Raw genomic sequence first — 16,092 nt, forward strand, 5'->3', positions numbered from 1 at the left:
TCTTCGCAGACCAGAACTTCGTCGCCACTGCTGACCACCTCCACGGTCAAGGTGTTGCGACAACCAATTGAATCCACCCTGTGAACCTCTGTCGCTATGGATCACAACACCCTCAGGTTTGCCGCGGTGTGTCAGTGCCATGTTCAGGGCATTGACCGCAAGATCAGCTGTCATCCTGGAATCAATTGAGTAGCCGACGATCTCGTTGCTGAACGTATCCTTGATCGCACATAAATACAGTTTCCCTTCCCTGGTGGGGTGCTCGGTAATGTCGGTCAGCCATAGTAAATCAGGGGCCTCAGCTCTGAACTGTCGACGGACGAGGTCATCGTGTGCTGGCGGGCCGGACGGGGTGTGCTTGCGCTTGCGAACCGCGATGGTGGAACGGATTCCTGCAATGTGACACAGGCGCCACACGCGTCGTTCGGAAACCGTATAGCCCAGGCCTGCCAGGTCATCAGCAAGGACCCGGTAGCCGCCCTCAGGATCCTTGTCGTGTAGCTCATGGAGGACACCGATCAGATGCGTCTGGGTGTGTCCCTTAGTGTGGTGTAAATTCCTGCGGGACTGCCGGGCCTGAAGTGTGGTGGGGAGTCATCGTGGGAGACTCAATTGAACCGACGAAGATACAAGAAAGTGACATCCCACGATGACTCAATACCAGTCTGCCTTGACGACCCTGATTTCTGAAGTCCTAACTGATCCTGGTCTTGCTCATGATGATGTGTTCCGCCGGCTGTTACAGGCCGGGCTACAAGATCTGATCGATGCTGAAGCAACCGCGAAGATCGGGGCTGGCCCTCACGAACGCACCCCGGACCGGGTCACCCACCGTAACGGCACCCCCACCAAAACCATCGCGACCGCGGCGGGTGAGGTTGATGTCCAGATCCCCAAACTCCGCCAGGGATCATTCTTCCCCGCCCTGCTGTCCCCACGCAGACGAGTCGACAAGGCACTGTACGCGGTGATCTGTCAGGCCTGGATCGATGGTGTCTCCACCCGGAAAGTCGACCACCTGATCAAAGCCCTCGGTAACGAGTCCGGGATCTCCAAATCCACGGTGTCCCGGATCTGTGCCGAGATTGACGAGGCCGTCACCGAGTTCTTAGGCAGGGGCTTGGACCATACGTGGTTCCCCTACCTGTTCCTGGACGCAACCTACCTTGACGTGCGTAAACGCGGCCGTGTGGTCTCCCAAGGTCGTTGCTACCGGGGTTAGCATTGAAGGCAGGCGTGAGATCCTTGGCATGGCACTGGGTGACAGCGAGACCACCGACTTTTGGACCGAGTTCCTACGCTCCCTGCGCGAACGTGGCCTGAAAGTTGCCAGCGATGGGGACCCGCGTGGAGTGGCGGTGGTGACCTCTGATGCTCACGCCAGGTTGAAAGCCGCGGTCAAAGCGATCGTGCCCGGTGCTGCCTGGCAACGATGTCGGGTCCACTTCGCCCGCAACATCACCCAGAAAGTGGGTTCTGGCCACTCTAAGCCGATCAACGCTCTGGTCTCGACTATCTTTGCCCAGACCACCCCCGAGGCTGTTAGAGCCCAATACCGGGCCGTGACCGAGACTGTGGCTCGTTCCTTTCCCGAGGTCGGGGCCATGCTTGAAGCGGCTGAGACTGAGCTGACCGTGTTTGCTGACACGCCACGCGAGCACTGGCAAAAGATCTGGTCTAACAACCCCATCGAACGTCTCAACCGGGAAATCAAACGACGCTCGGACGTGGTCCAGATCTTCCCCGACACAGGCAGTGTCAGCCGCCTGGTTGGTGCTGTCCTGCGAGAACAACACGAGGAATGGGCTCTACGCCGAACGACGCTACTTCTCCGAAGTCCCCATGCAACGCCTGCCCCACATCCTCACCAACCCCAAACCCCCAGCCTGGACCCAGACGGCAAGAACGAACTCTTCCTCACCGCCTAACCAAGCCGAAAAAAGCTACACCACAAGAAGGAACTTGACCACCGTTGCCCCTATTTTGCGATCCACATTTTATTTGAGATCGGCAAGCGTACTGGTCAAGTGCACCAGTTCAATGCGTACTCTCAGGTCGAGACAGAACCTACTCCGGGGTTGATGGGAGCATAGCTACGCCCATCGGGTTCGTCTCGAGATACTCCACGGCTTCATCATTCTTGATCGCGTCGAAGAGCTTGCCGCCGTTCACCTCGTCGTAAAAGACAATCGACTGACCATCATTCGACCAACCCGTTCCATTGTGGGGAGCAGTCACAAAATAAACGTTGCCGGGACGGATGTTGCGTGCCGAGTACGCGAGGTCTCGGATCTCTCCGATGGTAAACCCTTCATCAAGTGACACGGAGCCCGCTACCGTCTCGATGAAGTTAGTGAGTTTGCCAAGGTCGCTCAAGATGTTCTGATCGAATACTTCGCGCATGATGGAGCGCATCCAGTTCTGTTGGCGCTGCACACGAGAGAAGTCTCCCCCGCTCAGGCCATACCGCTGACGAACATAACTCAGGGCCTGTTCACCATTTAGGCGGTGTTCACCTGCGTCGAGTGTTCCGCCAGGAACACTGAGTGGAGAGTTCAGGGTGATCCTCACTCCCCCAAGTGCATCTGTCATGGCCGAGAAGGAATCGAAATCTGTGACAGCAAAATGGTCAATACGAACATCTGTTAATTCTTCAACTGTTTGGATCATAAGAGAGGGACCACCGTAGGAGAATGCTGCATTGATCTTTCCCTCACCCCATCCTGGGATGTCTACCCAAGTATCTCGCGGTATGGATACAACGGAGACACTCTCACGGTCTCCTGAGATGTGCATGAGCATGATGGCATCGGTGCGCTGCGCTCCCACCTGCCATTGACTGGGATCTCCTGCGGAGATTCTCGAGTCTGAACCGAGAACAAGGATATTGACCGGGAGGTCCTTGTCTTCCTCTTCAGCTTTCTGGATAACCTCATCCGGAATCTCTGGCCTGCTCGAGATCTCCCCAAACGGATCGTCAATACGTTCGATCATTCCGTCGAGGTGACGCTGGACCCACCAGCCGAAGCCAACGACACCGGCAGCCAGGACAAGAACAGTAACGAGAATGAAGATACCGGCCTTCTTACCCGTCGACATCTTCTTCCTGGGCTTCTTCTTGTCTACATCGACCTGTTGATTCTCAGTCACACTTAAACCTTGCCTGTCATTCACGCACCATAGCCGTGCGAGTCCGATTCCAAGGATAGCCCGGTATAGCCAATTAAGTGACAGGGCTTTCATCCTCACCGATCCATCAGGAACTCAACAACTCATTGTCCCACCGGATAAGACAACGTGCTCGTCGCACCCTCAGCTTCCGCTCAGGCCAGTCGCCCCTACGGCAGATCTCTGCTGGCTATCGGAACCAGCAGTACGGGTCGCTAGATGCGCGAAGCGACAATAGCGAAGCCTCCTTTTATGTGCATCACAACCACAACGATCCGTCGTATACTCCCTGGCTCCCGGACGGAAGCCTGGCCTATCGAATTGAGAGCCCGGCTCGCTACTCCATAATCTCGTAGAAGCAACGAGGATAAAGATCAACTAACCCAGGCTACTTGAGAATTTGACCAGGTCCTGCTGGCCAACACAGCTTCTGAATTCACGGGCGTGAAGCTCAAGCATCCTCTGGTAACGGTATTGCAGAAAGTCAATTCACCGCCTGTAGCGGCAGCCGACAACAGTGCAACAGTGCTCATTCGTCCTATCGCACTTTCGACAATTGGTCGTTTCAGTCATATTTTGCGTATTAGGCCCCCATTGAATTGAAAAAGGGTCTACAGTGGCTATTGGCCACACCGTAAGGCCCCATCTCGTAGTCGAGATGGGGCCTTACGTATTCCCAGGGCAAAGCGGTCAACTCACATTGTGGGAAGATCCCAATGCTCGCATCCTTGCAAGTTACACCTGTTAGCCGCTTGCCTGTCGAACATACGTTGATGCCGATATCTATTCACAGCCGATTCCGTCACCGTCCCTGTCGAGACGCCTGCCGTAACCGGGATCATCCTTGTAAACAGGGGCAGCACCCGCATTGCGGGCTTCCGTACAGTTCTTGTAATACGTGTTGGTTGCAACCGGCGCTGAAGCTGGGGCTGGAGCCTGGGTCGCAACTGGCGCTGGATCAGCGATCTGGGACGGCCGAGGTGTGCTTGGAGGTGCTGGAGCCGTTACAACCGCGGCAGGTGCAGAAACTGACGCTTCTTCCACCAGCTCCACCGGAACTCCCTCCTGAGCTTCCAATGCGGTTTCTAGGTCTGCCGACACCAGGGCAAGCTCGCTCGTCTTTTCCTCAATCTCTTCTTTCAGACGGTCGCGCTCGGCCTCAAGGTCAACAACTGCCTCTTCGACGACAAGCTCTAGTTCTTCACCCGCTGCAACCTCTGCGTCCAAGGCTTCCTGATGGATGCGCTCCAGTCCTTCGTCACAGCCATCAAGTTGAGTCTCCAGGTTTGAGACCTGGCTTTGCAGTGCTTCCAGCTCACTGGAGTCTGGCGCATCACCGCCAGCCACAACGCCTACCGCGAAGGCGCCTACGCCAATAAACTTTGGCAATTTCCATGCTCTGAAGCGTCTGCACGTCCCGCACGCGTGCAATCGGAGACCACAACACTGCCATGACCCGCAACAGCTAAAGGCGCCACCCGAAGTAACCACGAATAACAAAATTCTGGGCCCAAGAAATCTAAGGGCGACAGCCACTGATTAAGACAGAAAAAGTAAAAAGCCGGGACACAGATCTGTAACCTATGTCCCGACTCATCACATTTGTGGAGCTAAGGGGATTCGAACCCCTGACCTCTTCCATGCCATGGAAGCGCGCTACCAACTGCGCCATAGCCCCGAGTGCTCCCCTAGTTTATGTCGAAACACCCACCTAATGCCAAATTAACTGCTGGTGGTAAGGGACACACAGCTTCAGTTGACGTTGTACGAAACCAGCCGCCATCCCGGCACCCTGTTCTTCTGCCGAGTCAGCACAGCCCAGTGGCAGTTGTCCAGGCCGGCGATCGGCTGCCGTTCTGAAGGGTTAGTTCCCAGGAGCGTCATAATACCGTTGGAGATAGCACCACCGTGGGCAACGATGACCAGAGTGTTTCCAGCCTTTCCGCTGAGCTTCTCGGTCCATTCGTTAATCGCTTCCGCAACCCTCAATCCGCAAGCTTCGCGGGTTTCTACGTCTCCCCCGGGTTCCTTACCGTCACGCCACAGGGTGAGGCGCTCGGGCGAGTGCTCGGCGATCTCCTCAAGGTTCTGGCCTTCCCACGAGCCAAAGCTACGTTCGGCTACACGCGGGTCCTCGACGGCTGTGATGCCGGTGAGGGCTTCGAGTTCACGGGCGGTGTCGCGGGCTCTCACGAGCGGAGAACTGACGATGTAATGGGGTCCAAGCTCTGCGAGCCTGGGGGCTGCGGCCATGGCCTGTTCCCTACCGGCTTCGTTGAGTGGGTAGTCGGAGGCTCCCTGGAGCCTGCGCTGCTTGTTGAGGTCGGTCTGTCCGTGTCGCCACAGAATAATCCGAGTGATCAACGATCCCCCTCCAGATCAGAGACATCGATTTGGGGGCAGTCAGCCCACAGGCGATCCAGGGCGTAGAACTCTCTGTCTTCGTCCTGCTGGACATGAATGATGATGTCACCGTAGTCGGCAAGGATCCATCGGGCTTCGCCCTCGTATCCTTCCCTACGCTGACGCTCTACACCCTGCTTGTGCATGGCTTCATCAATAGCATCGACAATGGCTCGTACCTGCCGGGAAGTTTCACCGGAAGCCACAACGAAGATATCCGTAAAGGCGAGTCTTTCGGATACGTCAATGACTGTGACTGAAGTTGCGAGCTTCTCGAATGCTGCCTCTGCTGCGGCGCGGGCGTTGGTTACGGACGTAGAAGTCGCGGTCACAATACTCCAGGGTAGAAGGTTAGAGATGCTGGTACTGCCAGTGCTGATGCCGAAGCTCCACCACCGGAGAAGATAAGAGATCCGAGGAGGATACCGACCCCGAACCCAACGACAATGAGAAGAAGGAACAGAACGATTGTCTTCCAGCGGCTTGCCGGAGCTTCCTCTTCTTCGGCCGCGTCAGCGCTTCTGGCCGATGATTCTGTTTCAACGGGTGGACGGGATTTCAGTTCAGCACGGAGAGCACCGGCAAAGTCATGTTCGGTCTCGTCCTCATCAGCTTCATCCTCGTCGCCTGCGGCCGGAACGACCGGCTCGGCGACAAATCGTGCGGATCCAGAATCAGACTTTGCTGAAGCATCCGTCTTCTCTGAGGTCACAGTATCGACGTTGTCTACATCAGCCGAATCAGAATCGGAATCCCTGTGATCCTTATCCGCAGGCTTTCCATCGCTATCAGCAGTCTTCTCTACGGCATCTTCAGGCTTCTCATCCGAAGCCACCTGATCACCGTAGAACTGATCGATCGGGTCCTGCTTCTGAGCGGCAGGAGTCCATGCGCTACCGCTCTGTGCAAGTTGTTCGGACGCGTTGACCGTGGAATCGCCGTCGACCGCTCCCCCGCCAGCTACGTCGGTCGGATCTTGCTTGGTCGATGAGAACCTGTCGAAAACGCTCTGTCGTTCCGGAACCGCGGCCGCCTGATCATCATCCGTGGCGGAGTCCTCAACGAACTCATCCGCGGAAGCATAGGAGGTTTTCCCGAACTCACCGACCGTGTCGTGAGCGGCCGTTGCATCCAGCTCTTCGTCCGCGAGCGCGGGCTCGTCAGCGGGCGCAGTCTCCTCAGCGGACGTAACCTTCTCCGAGCTAGCGTCCACAGAAGCGCCAGCAACGGCTTGGGTGCCAGGAGTGTCAGAGCCGTGCTTATCTGAGTCTTCAGCGGGTTCAACGGCGTCCTGAACCTGCTCGGCAGGCTCTTGGCCTTCGGCCAACTCGCCGGCCTGGGGCTCGGTCACGGGTGTGCCTGCGGGCTCGGGGCCAGTGCCAGTATGCTCCTCATCGACCGGGGTTTCTCCCGGTTCTTCTGCCGACTTTGGCTTGAGAAGCCCGGCCATGCGCATTTCCCGTCGCGTCATGCGGCGTTCGCTCATCGGTTCTCCTTCACTGTGACTGAGGTTCAGTCTACCTGCCTTGAGTCTTAATCGCCGGTCTTCCCGGTTGGGACACGAGTGGGAACCTACTGGGTGAGTACAGGCCGTATTTCCTGATGTACTGCACGACCCCATCGGGAACGAGATACCAGATTGGTATTCCCGCATTCTCCCTGCGCCTGACATCGGTGGAGGAGATGGACATGGCGGGGACTTCCAGGACCGTGACATCGTCCAGCGGCAGTCCATCGGTCACCAGACTATGTCCGGGTCTGTTGACTCCGACAAAGTGGGCGAGCTCCCAGAGCTCGTCGGAGTCTTTCCATTCGAGGATTTGCGGGAGTACGTCGGCACCGGTGATGAAGAAGAATTCATCATCCGGGTATATTTCACGTAGGTCTCGCAGGGTATCGATCGTGAATGTGAGTCCGGGCCTATCTATGTCCACTCGGGATACGGAGAACCGTGAGTTTGAGGCAGTGGCGATCACAGTCATGAGGTATCTGTTCTCTGCCGGGGAGACATCCCTGTCCTGCTTATAGGGTTGCTCCCCCGTGGGAACAAAGATCACCTCATCCAGGCCAAACCGGTACTGCACCTCGGAGGCGGCAACAAGGTGACCGTGGTGGATGGGATCGAATGTCCCACCCATGATTCCAATACGGCGGTGCCTAGTGCCCTTAGTGTGCGGTGCTTCGATGGAGCTGAGGTTCGTTTCGTGGGAACGGTCGTGGCTGCTACCGGACATGTCCGGCGCCCTCAACACGCCACGTCGTCGTTGTGAGCTCTGCCAGGCCCATGGGGCCGCGCGCATGGAGCTTCTGCGTAGAGATACCGATTTCTGCTCCCAGCCCAAGTTCACCGCCGTCGGTGAACCTGGTCGATGCGTTAACCATGACGGCAGCGGAGTCCATACCGGCGGTGAACTTGTTCGCCACCGTCACAGAGTCGGTCACGATTGCTTCCGTGTGCCCAGATGAATGCTTGCGGATATGGGCAATGGCGTCATCAACCGAGTCGACGATCCCCACCGCCATGTGCAACGCCAGGTATTCCTCGTCCCAGTCCTTTTCAGTCACGTCACGGAGATAAGCGGAGTCCGCTCCCGCGGCCTCCGCGAGGCCGCGGGCCTCGCTATCAAGGTGGAGGGTAACCCCAGCATCAACGAGAGCCTTCAGAATCGCACCCGGTTCCGGGTAGTCCTTGTGAAGAAGGAGAGTCTCAGCCGCATTGCATACGCCGGGCCGGTGAGTCTTCGAGTTAATAACGATGGGCAGTGCCATCTCCGGGTCAGCATCGGCGTTGATGTAGACGTGGCAGTTACCCACGCCTGTCTCAATGACGGGGACCACTGATTCCTTGACCACGGATTGGATCAGGCCGGTACCGCCACGGGGAATAAGAAGATCAATGTAGCCACGTGCCCTCATGAGCTCCGTAGCACCCTCGCGGCCGTACTCATCGACCGAGGCAATGGAATCAGCCGAGATACCCACCGACTCGACTGCTTCACGCATGAGAGCAACAAGGACAATGTTGGATTCTTCGGCGGCGCTGCCGCCGCGCAGGAGAACTGCGTTCCCTGCCTTGAGTGCCAGACAGGCAGCATCGACCGTGACGTTGGGACGGGCTTCGTAGATCATGCCCACCACACCCATGGGGACCCGCACGTTACGAACAACCAGTCCGTTTGGCAGGGTGCGGCCCATGACAACTTCACCCACCGGGTCAGGCAGAGCAATAAGTTCTCGGACAGCATCCGCGATACCGGAGATACGATCCTCATCGAGAGTTAGCCGGTCGATGAGAGCCTCAGCGAGCCCATTCTCTATTCCGCGCTCAACATCTAACTTGTTGGCCGCCACAATCTCCGTCGCATTGGCCTCCAAGGATTGCGCGATTGCCGCTAGTGCATCGTTCTTTTGACCGGTCGAAGCTGCCCGAAGGACCTGCGCGGCTTCGCGCCCCTTTGTCGCCAGTGCCCTGACTGCGTCACTCGTGTTCGTCATGAGAATAAGCGTATAGGGAATTATTCGATCGTCCAGTGAGTTGAAGCCCTTGTATCACCTTTCGAGGTACCCGACCGTAAGGACAACAAATGGCGACCGTAGAAATCACGAAGGAAAACTTCACCGAGACAGTCAAGGAAGGCATCGTCTTCCTCGACTTCTGGGCAGAGTGGTGCGGCCCGTGCCGTCAGTTCGCGCCAACCTTCGAGAAGGCATCGGACGAGCATGAGGACGTAGTCTTCGGAAAGATCGATACCGAAGCAGAGACTGAGCTCGCCCAGAGCTTCCAGATCATGTCGATCCCGACCCTCATGGTGTTCCGTGACGGCATCAAGATCTTCGAGCAGGCTGGCGCTCTCCCGCCTTCGGCACTCGAGGACCTCATTGAGCAGGCCGAGAAGCTCGACATGGACGCAGTACGCGCCCAGATCGCCGAGCAGCAGGCAGCGCAGGGCGAGCAGGCCTAAGCATTCGATCGATTGCTGGTAGCCCGCTACTTATTAGCGGATAACCAGAACTCTGTGTGGGGCGAGCAGTAAATGCTCGCCCCACACTCATGTCCAAGCAGCTGAACTGGGCATGATCTGGCATGACAACTATTCCAAGGGTCTATCCCTGCGATCCAAGGGACTATCCCTATCGATGCACTGAGCCCATTCCAGGCATAAGGGCCTGGTCTTCCCATGTCTATAGACATTTCATAGCCGAACAAGCTGGGCTTCGCTACCAAACCAACCAATCAAAGTAGCCCGGCCCACGTGAACTGATCGCCTGTGAAGAGCAATGGTTTGGGCTATAGGTCAATGGTTTCGCCAGGCTCTGTTGTCGAACAGAACCTGGCGAGTGAACGGGGCGCGGCGCTCAGCAAGCACCGCGCCCCGTTCAAGTAATTTACTTTTCGGCCAAGGCGTTGCTCGTTTGAGGATTCAAACGTTCGAGGTTTCAGACACAGAGCCCTCAAGCCTCGCGCAACCAGGCTTCCCGAGCTAATGCTCGGTTTTCCAGACCTTTATTCCGTGTTCTATGCCTATTCGAGGAAAGCTTTGCCTTAGGCAGCGGCCTCGGCTTCGCGGCGTGCGTGCAGAAGAGGAAGAACGCCGCAGACAGTGGACGCGAGATCGGTGGGGAGGGAACCCGGGAGGATCGTGAATGCATCGCCGGCACCAAGGGCCAGCCAGGATTCTACGTGGTCGGCAACGTCGTGGACGGTACCGAGAACACGTGCCGAGCCTTCTGCGTAGCGATCGGCACCTATGGCGGAGATAAGATTGCCGCGCTCCTCCGCATCCATCGTGCATGCCGAGACGATCATAAAGAGATCGCAGACAACCTGGAGGTCGTGCCCGGCTTCCAGTGCTGCGGAGCGCAAGGAGTAGCGGATCTCGCGCGCCGTGTGGGGATCCTGTTCGCGCAGGCGAACGGTATCAACAGCGGTACCGAGCTTAGTGAGATCAATCGACTGAGCAGTATCACCGGTCAGGGCAACCGTGACTGGAGTACCAGCATCCTGCGCACGGCGAACCAGATCGAGAGCGGCATCTAGTTCGCCGTGCGGGATGTGGATCTCGAGACCAACGCCCGTGTCCTTGACCAGGTCGAGGGCGGCGTTGCCGACCTCGTCGGCGGTGACGGAAGCAAAGATGGGGCCGGTAATCCGGGACGTGAGCTTCACGGCTGCGCGGATGGCATCGAGCCTGCAATCCCGCAGGTGCAGATCGGAGCGCAGCAGGAAGGAGGCTCCGAGGGTGATTCCTGCAAGACCATCGGTCAGTGCCGCTGAGCTCATGGAAGCCAGGCGGCCGAAGTTGCAGGTTTCTACCGGGAAGTCCTCACCGAAGTCGGTATCGGTGTCGAGCACTTCTGCACCGAGGGCAGACAGATCGATCGAGAGGGCGGGAACGCGGTAGCTGGAACGGGTTTGGTTTGATGAGGGCAGCTGGATAGTCATCGTAAATCCTAAAAGTGGTTTAGCAGAGTGCTCCGAATTGGAGCTGATGTGTGAAGGTGCGTAAGTGACGCTGGAGGGATAATGAGATTCCCAGGTGTAGATCGCGTTGGCCGGATCAGGCCATGGACTTATGCGTGCGCATATACATTCGATGAATTCGGTGCGTAGCCGATACTCGGACGGACTGCCCTGTCGTCTGGTAGATATTCGTGAATGTCATGCTATTTTCCTTCGTGCTTTCCCACCGCGAACGGTGCTTCGCTTGCCGATTGAGGCCTGGTCATCACCCGGGGCACCCCTCGCACGTGAGGGGTTGTCGACCAGCTAGCCGGGGCTCTTCGCTGGTTCTCTGGACCACGGCCAGAATAACACGGTCCCTAGTCCGCATGTCAAGACACCGCTGCCCATTACGTGAGATCAGGTAATCTCATGGCATTATTCGGTCAAATTTAGCGATTTGCAGCTACCGATCGGTAGCTTCCTGAAGAGCGACGACACCGCCCCCCAAACCGCAACCAAGCAGCCGCGGCATGCAACCATGGGAAGCTTGAGGACAATGACTATTCGGTGCAATAGCAGGCAAATGTCGCGGTCACTTTTCCTGGTTCTCAAGCATACAAGTATGTTCACTCAGTTGCGGAGAACCCAGAAGGCTCCCCAGTTCTCTGTGTCATACATGTTCGTTTTAGAGATGCCTGTCACACCCGACACGCATTGGGTTGGAACACATGGCATCTCGTCCCATGGGTGGACCTTTAGCAACCCAAATTCCGGAGGATGCTCGCCTGGCCGTGAACGGACAGGACTCAACTGGAAGCCTTGGCCAAGCCGGAGACCAGGGCAGGGCCCGTACCAGGATGGAGCCGGAGGTTTGTCCAGACCCGGTACCAGGGTGTAGCCACCCGTTAGAACGAACCCGGTGACAGAGTGTAAGCGGAGCTTAGACAAAGCGCGGAGCCACGGCAGCGCTGATGCTCAAGGCTGAACCGGGCGCCATGGGCCGAATCCGTGGCCGAGACCGATCCGGGAGCCGGTACTGCGTCGTATGCCAGTGCGGAGCCTGCGGTAAGGGTGGCACCAGCTTGCTCACACTGCTTCCCTGATACCTGCCCCTGATCCCTGGGCTACTCGTGGCTACCGTATGCCCTCAGTGGTGCGGCAAGGAGGATGTCGTGGAGGTAGAGGATGGCGGCGGGGAGGATGAGTAGGTTCGCGAAGACAAGGACGCCGAGGATGTCGGGGTTGAAGTAGAGAATCGCTGGCTGGATGAGAAGCAGTGCGAGAGCGAGGAAAGTACGCGGCAGGTAGCGGAACGCTAGGAGTGCTGAACGTTTAGTTGCTGAACCTATTGGGGCCTTGTACTGGCTGATGTAGGGGAAGTACCAGACGGCAAATCCCAGGATGAGGATAGTGCCGGTGATGGAGAGGACGGTGGCGATGGTGCCGGCCAGTCCCAGGTCCATGCGGCCGATGGCCCAGATCTCCCAGGCTGCCAGGAGCAGGAAGACGAGAATAAGTAGCCAAGCGGTAGTGGCCCGCCAAAAGGTTTCCTTGAAGGTATTCCAGAATGTTTTGGCCGGTGAGGAGCCCTCCTCCCGCAGTTGCTGGAGGAGGGCTGCGTGGGCGCCTGCTGCTGAGGCGCCCACTGTGACGATTGGTAGGCAGAAGAGGACGAACAGCACGTTGATGATGATCGCCTCTGTTACCGCGACAAGCCCGTTGTAGAACTTGGTGTCGGGTGCGAGCCACCCTGCCATAGCGATCAGCCCTTGACGGAACCGGCGACAACACCCTCGATGATGTGCTTCTGGGATACGAGGTAGAAGACAACGATCGGGACGATAGCGAGTACGAGCATTGCCATCATCGCTCCCATGTCCCTGTTGCCGTTCGAGCCCACCAGCATCTGTACCACGACGGGGATGGTCTTGTATCGGGTGGAGAGGCCGATGACGAGGTATGGAAGGAGGTAATCGTTCCAGATCCACATGGCGTTAAGAATCGCCACGGTGACGGTGGTGGGTTTGAGGATGGGGAGGATAATCCGGAAATAGTTCTGGAGCGGCCCACACCCATCAATGTAGGCGGCCTCCTCAATCTCTAGGGGAATACCTTTGATGAAGCCCGAGAAGATAAACACCGATAGGCCTGCTCCAAATCCCAGATAGAGCACCACCATGCCCAAGGGGTTGTTGAAGTGGAGCATGTCGGCGATCTTCACGGTGGGGAACATGACCATCTGGAAGGGGATAACCATGGAGAACACAAACAGGTAGTACAGGGCCGAAGTCCACCAGGTCTTGACCCGGATGATGTAATAGGCCGTCATAGCACTGAAGAACACGACGGTAGCGACCGAGAGAACGGTAATGACGAAGGACCAGAGAATGGCTTCGAAGAAACCGGTCCTGGCAAGGCCCGTTGTGTAGTTCTGCAAGCCCGCCCACATGTCCCCAATCGGGAGAGCGAACGGGTCGGAGCTGATTGAGAACTTGTGCTTGAACGAGTTAATGACAATGAACAGGATTGGCCCGATGAAGACAACGACCAGGAGAACAAGAACAACATAGAAGAAGCCGTTGCGTGCTGGCTTGGGCTTCTCCCCCGCCGAGAGCGTCTGGTTGCCCTCCGGTAGGGGTTCGGCGGCGTTCTCAGCATGTTCGATCATGGCGCTCATGCCTCGACCTCCTTGCTTCGGGTCGCCCGTAACTGGACGAGTGCGATCAGGACAACAAAAATCACGAAGATAACGGCCTTGGCCTGGCCGACACCTTCCTGGCCCATCCGGGCAAACATCGTGTTCACGATGTTGAGGGCAACCATTTCGGTCTGCGCCTGCGGCGCACCGTTGGTGAGCGCAAGGTTTTGGTCGAACAGCTTGAACGAATTGGCCAGTGTCAGGAATACACAGATGGTGATCGTGGGCATGATAACCGGGATAGTGACATGGCGCAGGGTCTGCCACCTCGTGGCACCGTCAATTTCGGATGCTTCGGTGAGCTCGGGTGGGACGGACTGGAGGCCGGCAATGTAGATGATCATCATGTAGCCGACCTGCTGCCAGTTGATGAGCAGGATTAGGCCCACGAAGCCGTACTCCCATTTGGAAATGATCGTGGTGCCGTAGTTCGCGAGCACGGCGTTGATCATCTGCTGCCACGTGTATCCGAGAACAATGCCGCCAATGAGGTTTGGCATGAAGAACACGGAGCGGAAAAAGTTTGTGCCACGCAATTTCTGCGTGAGCAAACGCGCGATTGCGAAAGCAAAAATGTTGACCGAAACAACGGCGACAAAGACAACGAGGATCGTGAACCCAAATGAACTGGTGAAGCCCTGGCTCTCATCAAACGCCCGCTGATAGTTTTCTAGGCCCACCCATTCGGCATTCGAAATCGTCGTGAAATCGGAGAACGACAGGTAGATGCCGATGACAAAAGGCAACAGGAACGCGATGGTGAACGCGATGCCTGTTGGGGCCACGAAAACGGGAAAATACTTCTTTAGTGCTCTTTGCATGTTTGTCTCAATTCTGGAGCGCGTCTTGGCGCTCCATAGACAAAGGGGGTGCTGGGGGCGGGGCAGACGCCCCACCCCCAGCGTTCAGGCATTAGCCCAGGTTAGCCTTCTCGGAGGCCCAGCTGGAAACGAAGATGTCGACAACATCGCTCCATTCCATGTTGCCCGATGCGTACTGGGCAAGACCGCCAGCAAAGTCCTCCTTGAACTTCTGCGACGGGAAGGTGGTGAACACCCACGGGATCGGCTCCAGATCCGGGTCGGTCATGTACCGGTTCACTTCCTTTGCCAGCGGGTCGGACGGGGTCGAATCGCCAAACGACTCAAACGGAGCAATGAAGCCCAGATCGTTGGTCACGTAGTCCATTCCCTCTTCAGAGCTGAACAGCCAATTCACGAAGTCAATCGTGGCCTGCTGGTCGGCTTCGGAAGCTTCGGAGTTGATAGCCATGAAGGCCTCGGTGCCGATGTTGATCGACTTGGACTCTTCGCCCTCGACACCGGTGTAGATCGGGAGGAACTTGATATCGTCCTCGGCAACGACGTTGCCTTCGATGTCGCTGATCTGGCTCCACGCCCAGTTGCCATTCTGCACCATGGCGGCCTTACCGGTTGCGAACTCCTGCATGGAGTCCGTGACGGTCTTGGACGGGGTCAGCGAAGGCTCGACCGTCGAGTTCGTCAGGTACAGGTCAAACACGTTCTTGTAGTTCTCGTTGTACGAGAAAGCGATCTCCTGCTTGTCGGTCACGCCCTCTTCGTCGTACTCGTAGAACACGGGAATGTTGGCAAGGTGGGTCTGGAAACGCCACTCCTCACCCGTAGCAAGCGAGGTGGAAGCGAAGACACCGTCAATGCCCAGCTCATCCTTGCGAGCCTGCATGTCATCCGTGACTTCCTTCAGGGTGTCAAAGTTGTTGATCTCATCCATCGAGGTCACGACCGCGCTATCCATGGCGAAGTAGTCTTCGAAGATTGCCTCGTTGTAGATGATCCCGAAGCCCTCTACTGCCAGCGGCACGCCGTAGATCTTGCCGTCCTCGCCTTGAAGGGCAAGGCCCGGATCGTTCAGGTCCTGAGCAAAATCTGTGTCATCGAGTTCGAGAGCGTATTCCTGCCAGTTCACGAGACCCATCGGCCCGTTGATCTGGTACAGGGTCGGCGCTTCAGACTTCGTGATCTCAGATTTCAGTGTCTGCTCGTATGTACCGGAAGCAGCCGTAACGACCTTGACCTCAATACCGGTCTCCTCGGTGTACGCGGCCGCGATCTTCTTGTAGGTTTCCTCGGACTCCGGCTTCCAGTTCAGGAAGTAGACCGAGCCCTCGCCACCTTCCGCCTCATCGTCAGACCCGCACGCAGCGAGACCGCCAAGGGCGAAGGCTCCGGCCGTCAAAACAGCGACGGCCTTCTTAGCGTTGAACATGATGTGTCCTCCTTCGGACATCCAAATACCCCACCGGCGTCCTTGCCGACAGGCGTTCACAGAAGACTTCCTGAACATAAGTACAGAGGAAGTTCCGTCTTGTGACTATCAACATCATGGCACATAGGTTTTT

At 57.1% G+C, this 16,092-nt stretch carries 13 protein-coding genes, 1 tRNA gene, 2 pseudogenes and 1 riboswitch; of the genes and pseudogenes, 2 read left to right on the plus strand and 14 right to left on the minus strand.

Annotation, left to right across the window (positions count from 1 at the left end; translation table 11 throughout):
- Positions 1–36: 36 nt before the first annotated feature.
- A pseudogene (locus EJ997_RS04930) lies at positions 37–531 on the minus strand (DDE-type integrase/transposase/recombinase); the annotation flags it as partial.
- Positions 532–649: 118 nt separating this feature from the next.
- On the opposite strand from EJ997_RS04930, the pseudogene EJ997_RS04935 reads away from it, so the two are divergent.
- Positions 650–1,866 (plus strand): annotated as a pseudogene (locus tag EJ997_RS04935) (IS256 family transposase); the annotation flags it as partial.
- Positions 1,867–2,067: 201 nt separating this feature from the next.
- Here EJ997_RS04935 and EJ997_RS04940 read toward each other — a convergent pair.
- From EJ997_RS04940 to EJ997_RS04975, 8 genes are all read right to left on the minus strand, one after another.
- On the minus strand, positions 2,068–3,150 hold the full coding sequence (locus EJ997_RS04940) for an LCP family protein (RefSeq protein ID WP_206501828.1): 1,083 nt from the start codon (positions 3,148–3,150) through the stop codon (positions 2,068–2,070).
- A gap of 801 nt (positions 3,151–3,951) precedes the next feature.
- Positions 3,952–4,557 carry an excalibur calcium-binding domain-containing protein gene (locus EJ997_RS13395; protein WP_228201585.1) on the minus strand — a complete coding sequence of 202 codons (606 nt, stop codon included), beginning with the start codon at positions 4,555–4,557 and terminating at the stop codon, positions 3,952–3,954.
- A 216-nt stretch (positions 4,558–4,773) separates the two neighbouring features.
- Positions 4,774–4,846 (minus strand) — tRNA-Ala (locus EJ997_RS04950).
- Positions 4,847–4,920: 74 nt separating this feature from the next.
- Positions 4,921–5,532, minus strand: coding sequence for a histidine phosphatase family protein (locus EJ997_RS04955; RefSeq protein ID WP_228201586.1), 612 nt, complete (start codon positions 5,530–5,532; stop codon positions 4,921–4,923).
- Complete coding sequence (gene rsfS, locus EJ997_RS04960) at positions 5,529–5,903, minus strand: ribosome silencing factor (protein WP_126703592.1); 375 nt, start codon at positions 5,901–5,903, stop codon at positions 5,529–5,531. The genes EJ997_RS04955 and rsfS overlap by 4 nt, the downstream gene beginning before the upstream one ends.
- A complete protein-coding gene (locus EJ997_RS04965) occupies positions 5,900–7,057 on the minus strand; it encodes a ribonuclease E domain-containing protein (RefSeq protein WP_126703593.1) in 1,158 nt (385 codons plus the stop codon). The genes rsfS and EJ997_RS04965 overlap by 4 nt, the downstream gene beginning before the upstream one ends.
- A gap of 31 nt (positions 7,058–7,088) precedes the next feature.
- Entirely contained in the window at positions 7,089–7,805 is a 717-nt protein-coding gene (gene nadD / locus EJ997_RS04970) for a nicotinate-nucleotide adenylyltransferase (protein ID WP_126703594.1), read from the minus strand.
- Positions 7,795–9,066: a glutamate-5-semialdehyde dehydrogenase gene (locus EJ997_RS04975; RefSeq protein WP_126703595.1), complete on the minus strand. Its 1,272-nt coding sequence runs from the start codon at positions 9,064–9,066 to the stop codon at positions 7,795–7,797. The genes nadD and EJ997_RS04975 overlap by 11 nt, the downstream gene beginning before the upstream one ends.
- Positions 9,067–9,155: 89 nt before the next feature.
- Between EJ997_RS04975 and trxA the strand changes: the two genes are divergently transcribed.
- On the plus strand, positions 9,156–9,533 hold the full coding sequence (gene trxA / locus EJ997_RS04980; RefSeq protein WP_126703596.1) for a thioredoxin: 378 nt from the start codon (positions 9,156–9,158) through the stop codon (positions 9,531–9,533).
- Positions 9,534–10,114: 581 nt separating this feature from the next.
- Here the strand turns inward: trxA and EJ997_RS04985 are convergent.
- From EJ997_RS04985 to EJ997_RS05005, 5 genes are all read right to left on the minus strand, one after another.
- Positions 10,115–11,014 (minus strand): hypothetical protein, encoded by a 900-nt coding sequence (locus tag EJ997_RS04985; RefSeq protein ID WP_126703597.1) that lies wholly within the window; start codon positions 11,012–11,014, stop codon positions 10,115–10,117.
- A 253-nt stretch (positions 11,015–11,267) separates the two neighbouring features.
- Positions 11,268–11,370: riboswitch (SAM riboswitch) on the minus strand.
- Positions 11,371–12,138: 768 nt separating this feature from the next.
- Positions 12,139–12,771, minus strand: a complete 633-nt coding sequence (locus EJ997_RS04990) for a MusI family membrane protein (RefSeq protein WP_126703598.1) — start codon at positions 12,769–12,771, stop codon at positions 12,139–12,141.
- Between the two features lie 5 nt (positions 12,772–12,776).
- The gene (locus EJ997_RS04995) at positions 12,777–13,682 is read right to left on the minus strand and encodes a carbohydrate ABC transporter permease (RefSeq protein WP_407644344.1); all 906 of its coding nucleotides are present in this window, start codon (positions 13,680–13,682) and stop codon (positions 12,777–12,779) included.
- Between the two features lie 5 nt (positions 13,683–13,687).
- Positions 13,688–14,533 carry a carbohydrate ABC transporter permease gene (locus tag EJ997_RS05000; RefSeq protein ID WP_126703600.1) on the minus strand — a complete coding sequence of 282 codons (846 nt, stop codon included), beginning with the start codon at positions 14,531–14,533 and terminating at the stop codon, positions 13,688–13,690.
- Positions 14,534–14,624: 91 nt separating this feature from the next.
- Complete coding sequence (locus EJ997_RS05005) at positions 14,625–15,959, minus strand: ABC transporter substrate-binding protein (protein WP_126703601.1); 1,335 nt, start codon at positions 15,957–15,959, stop codon at positions 14,625–14,627.
- Positions 15,960–16,092: the final 133 nt, after the last annotated feature.

The organism is Flaviflexus ciconiae, assembly GCF_003971195.1.
Classification (GTDB): domain Bacteria; phylum Actinomycetota; class Actinomycetes; order Actinomycetales; family Actinomycetaceae; genus Flaviflexus; species Flaviflexus ciconiae.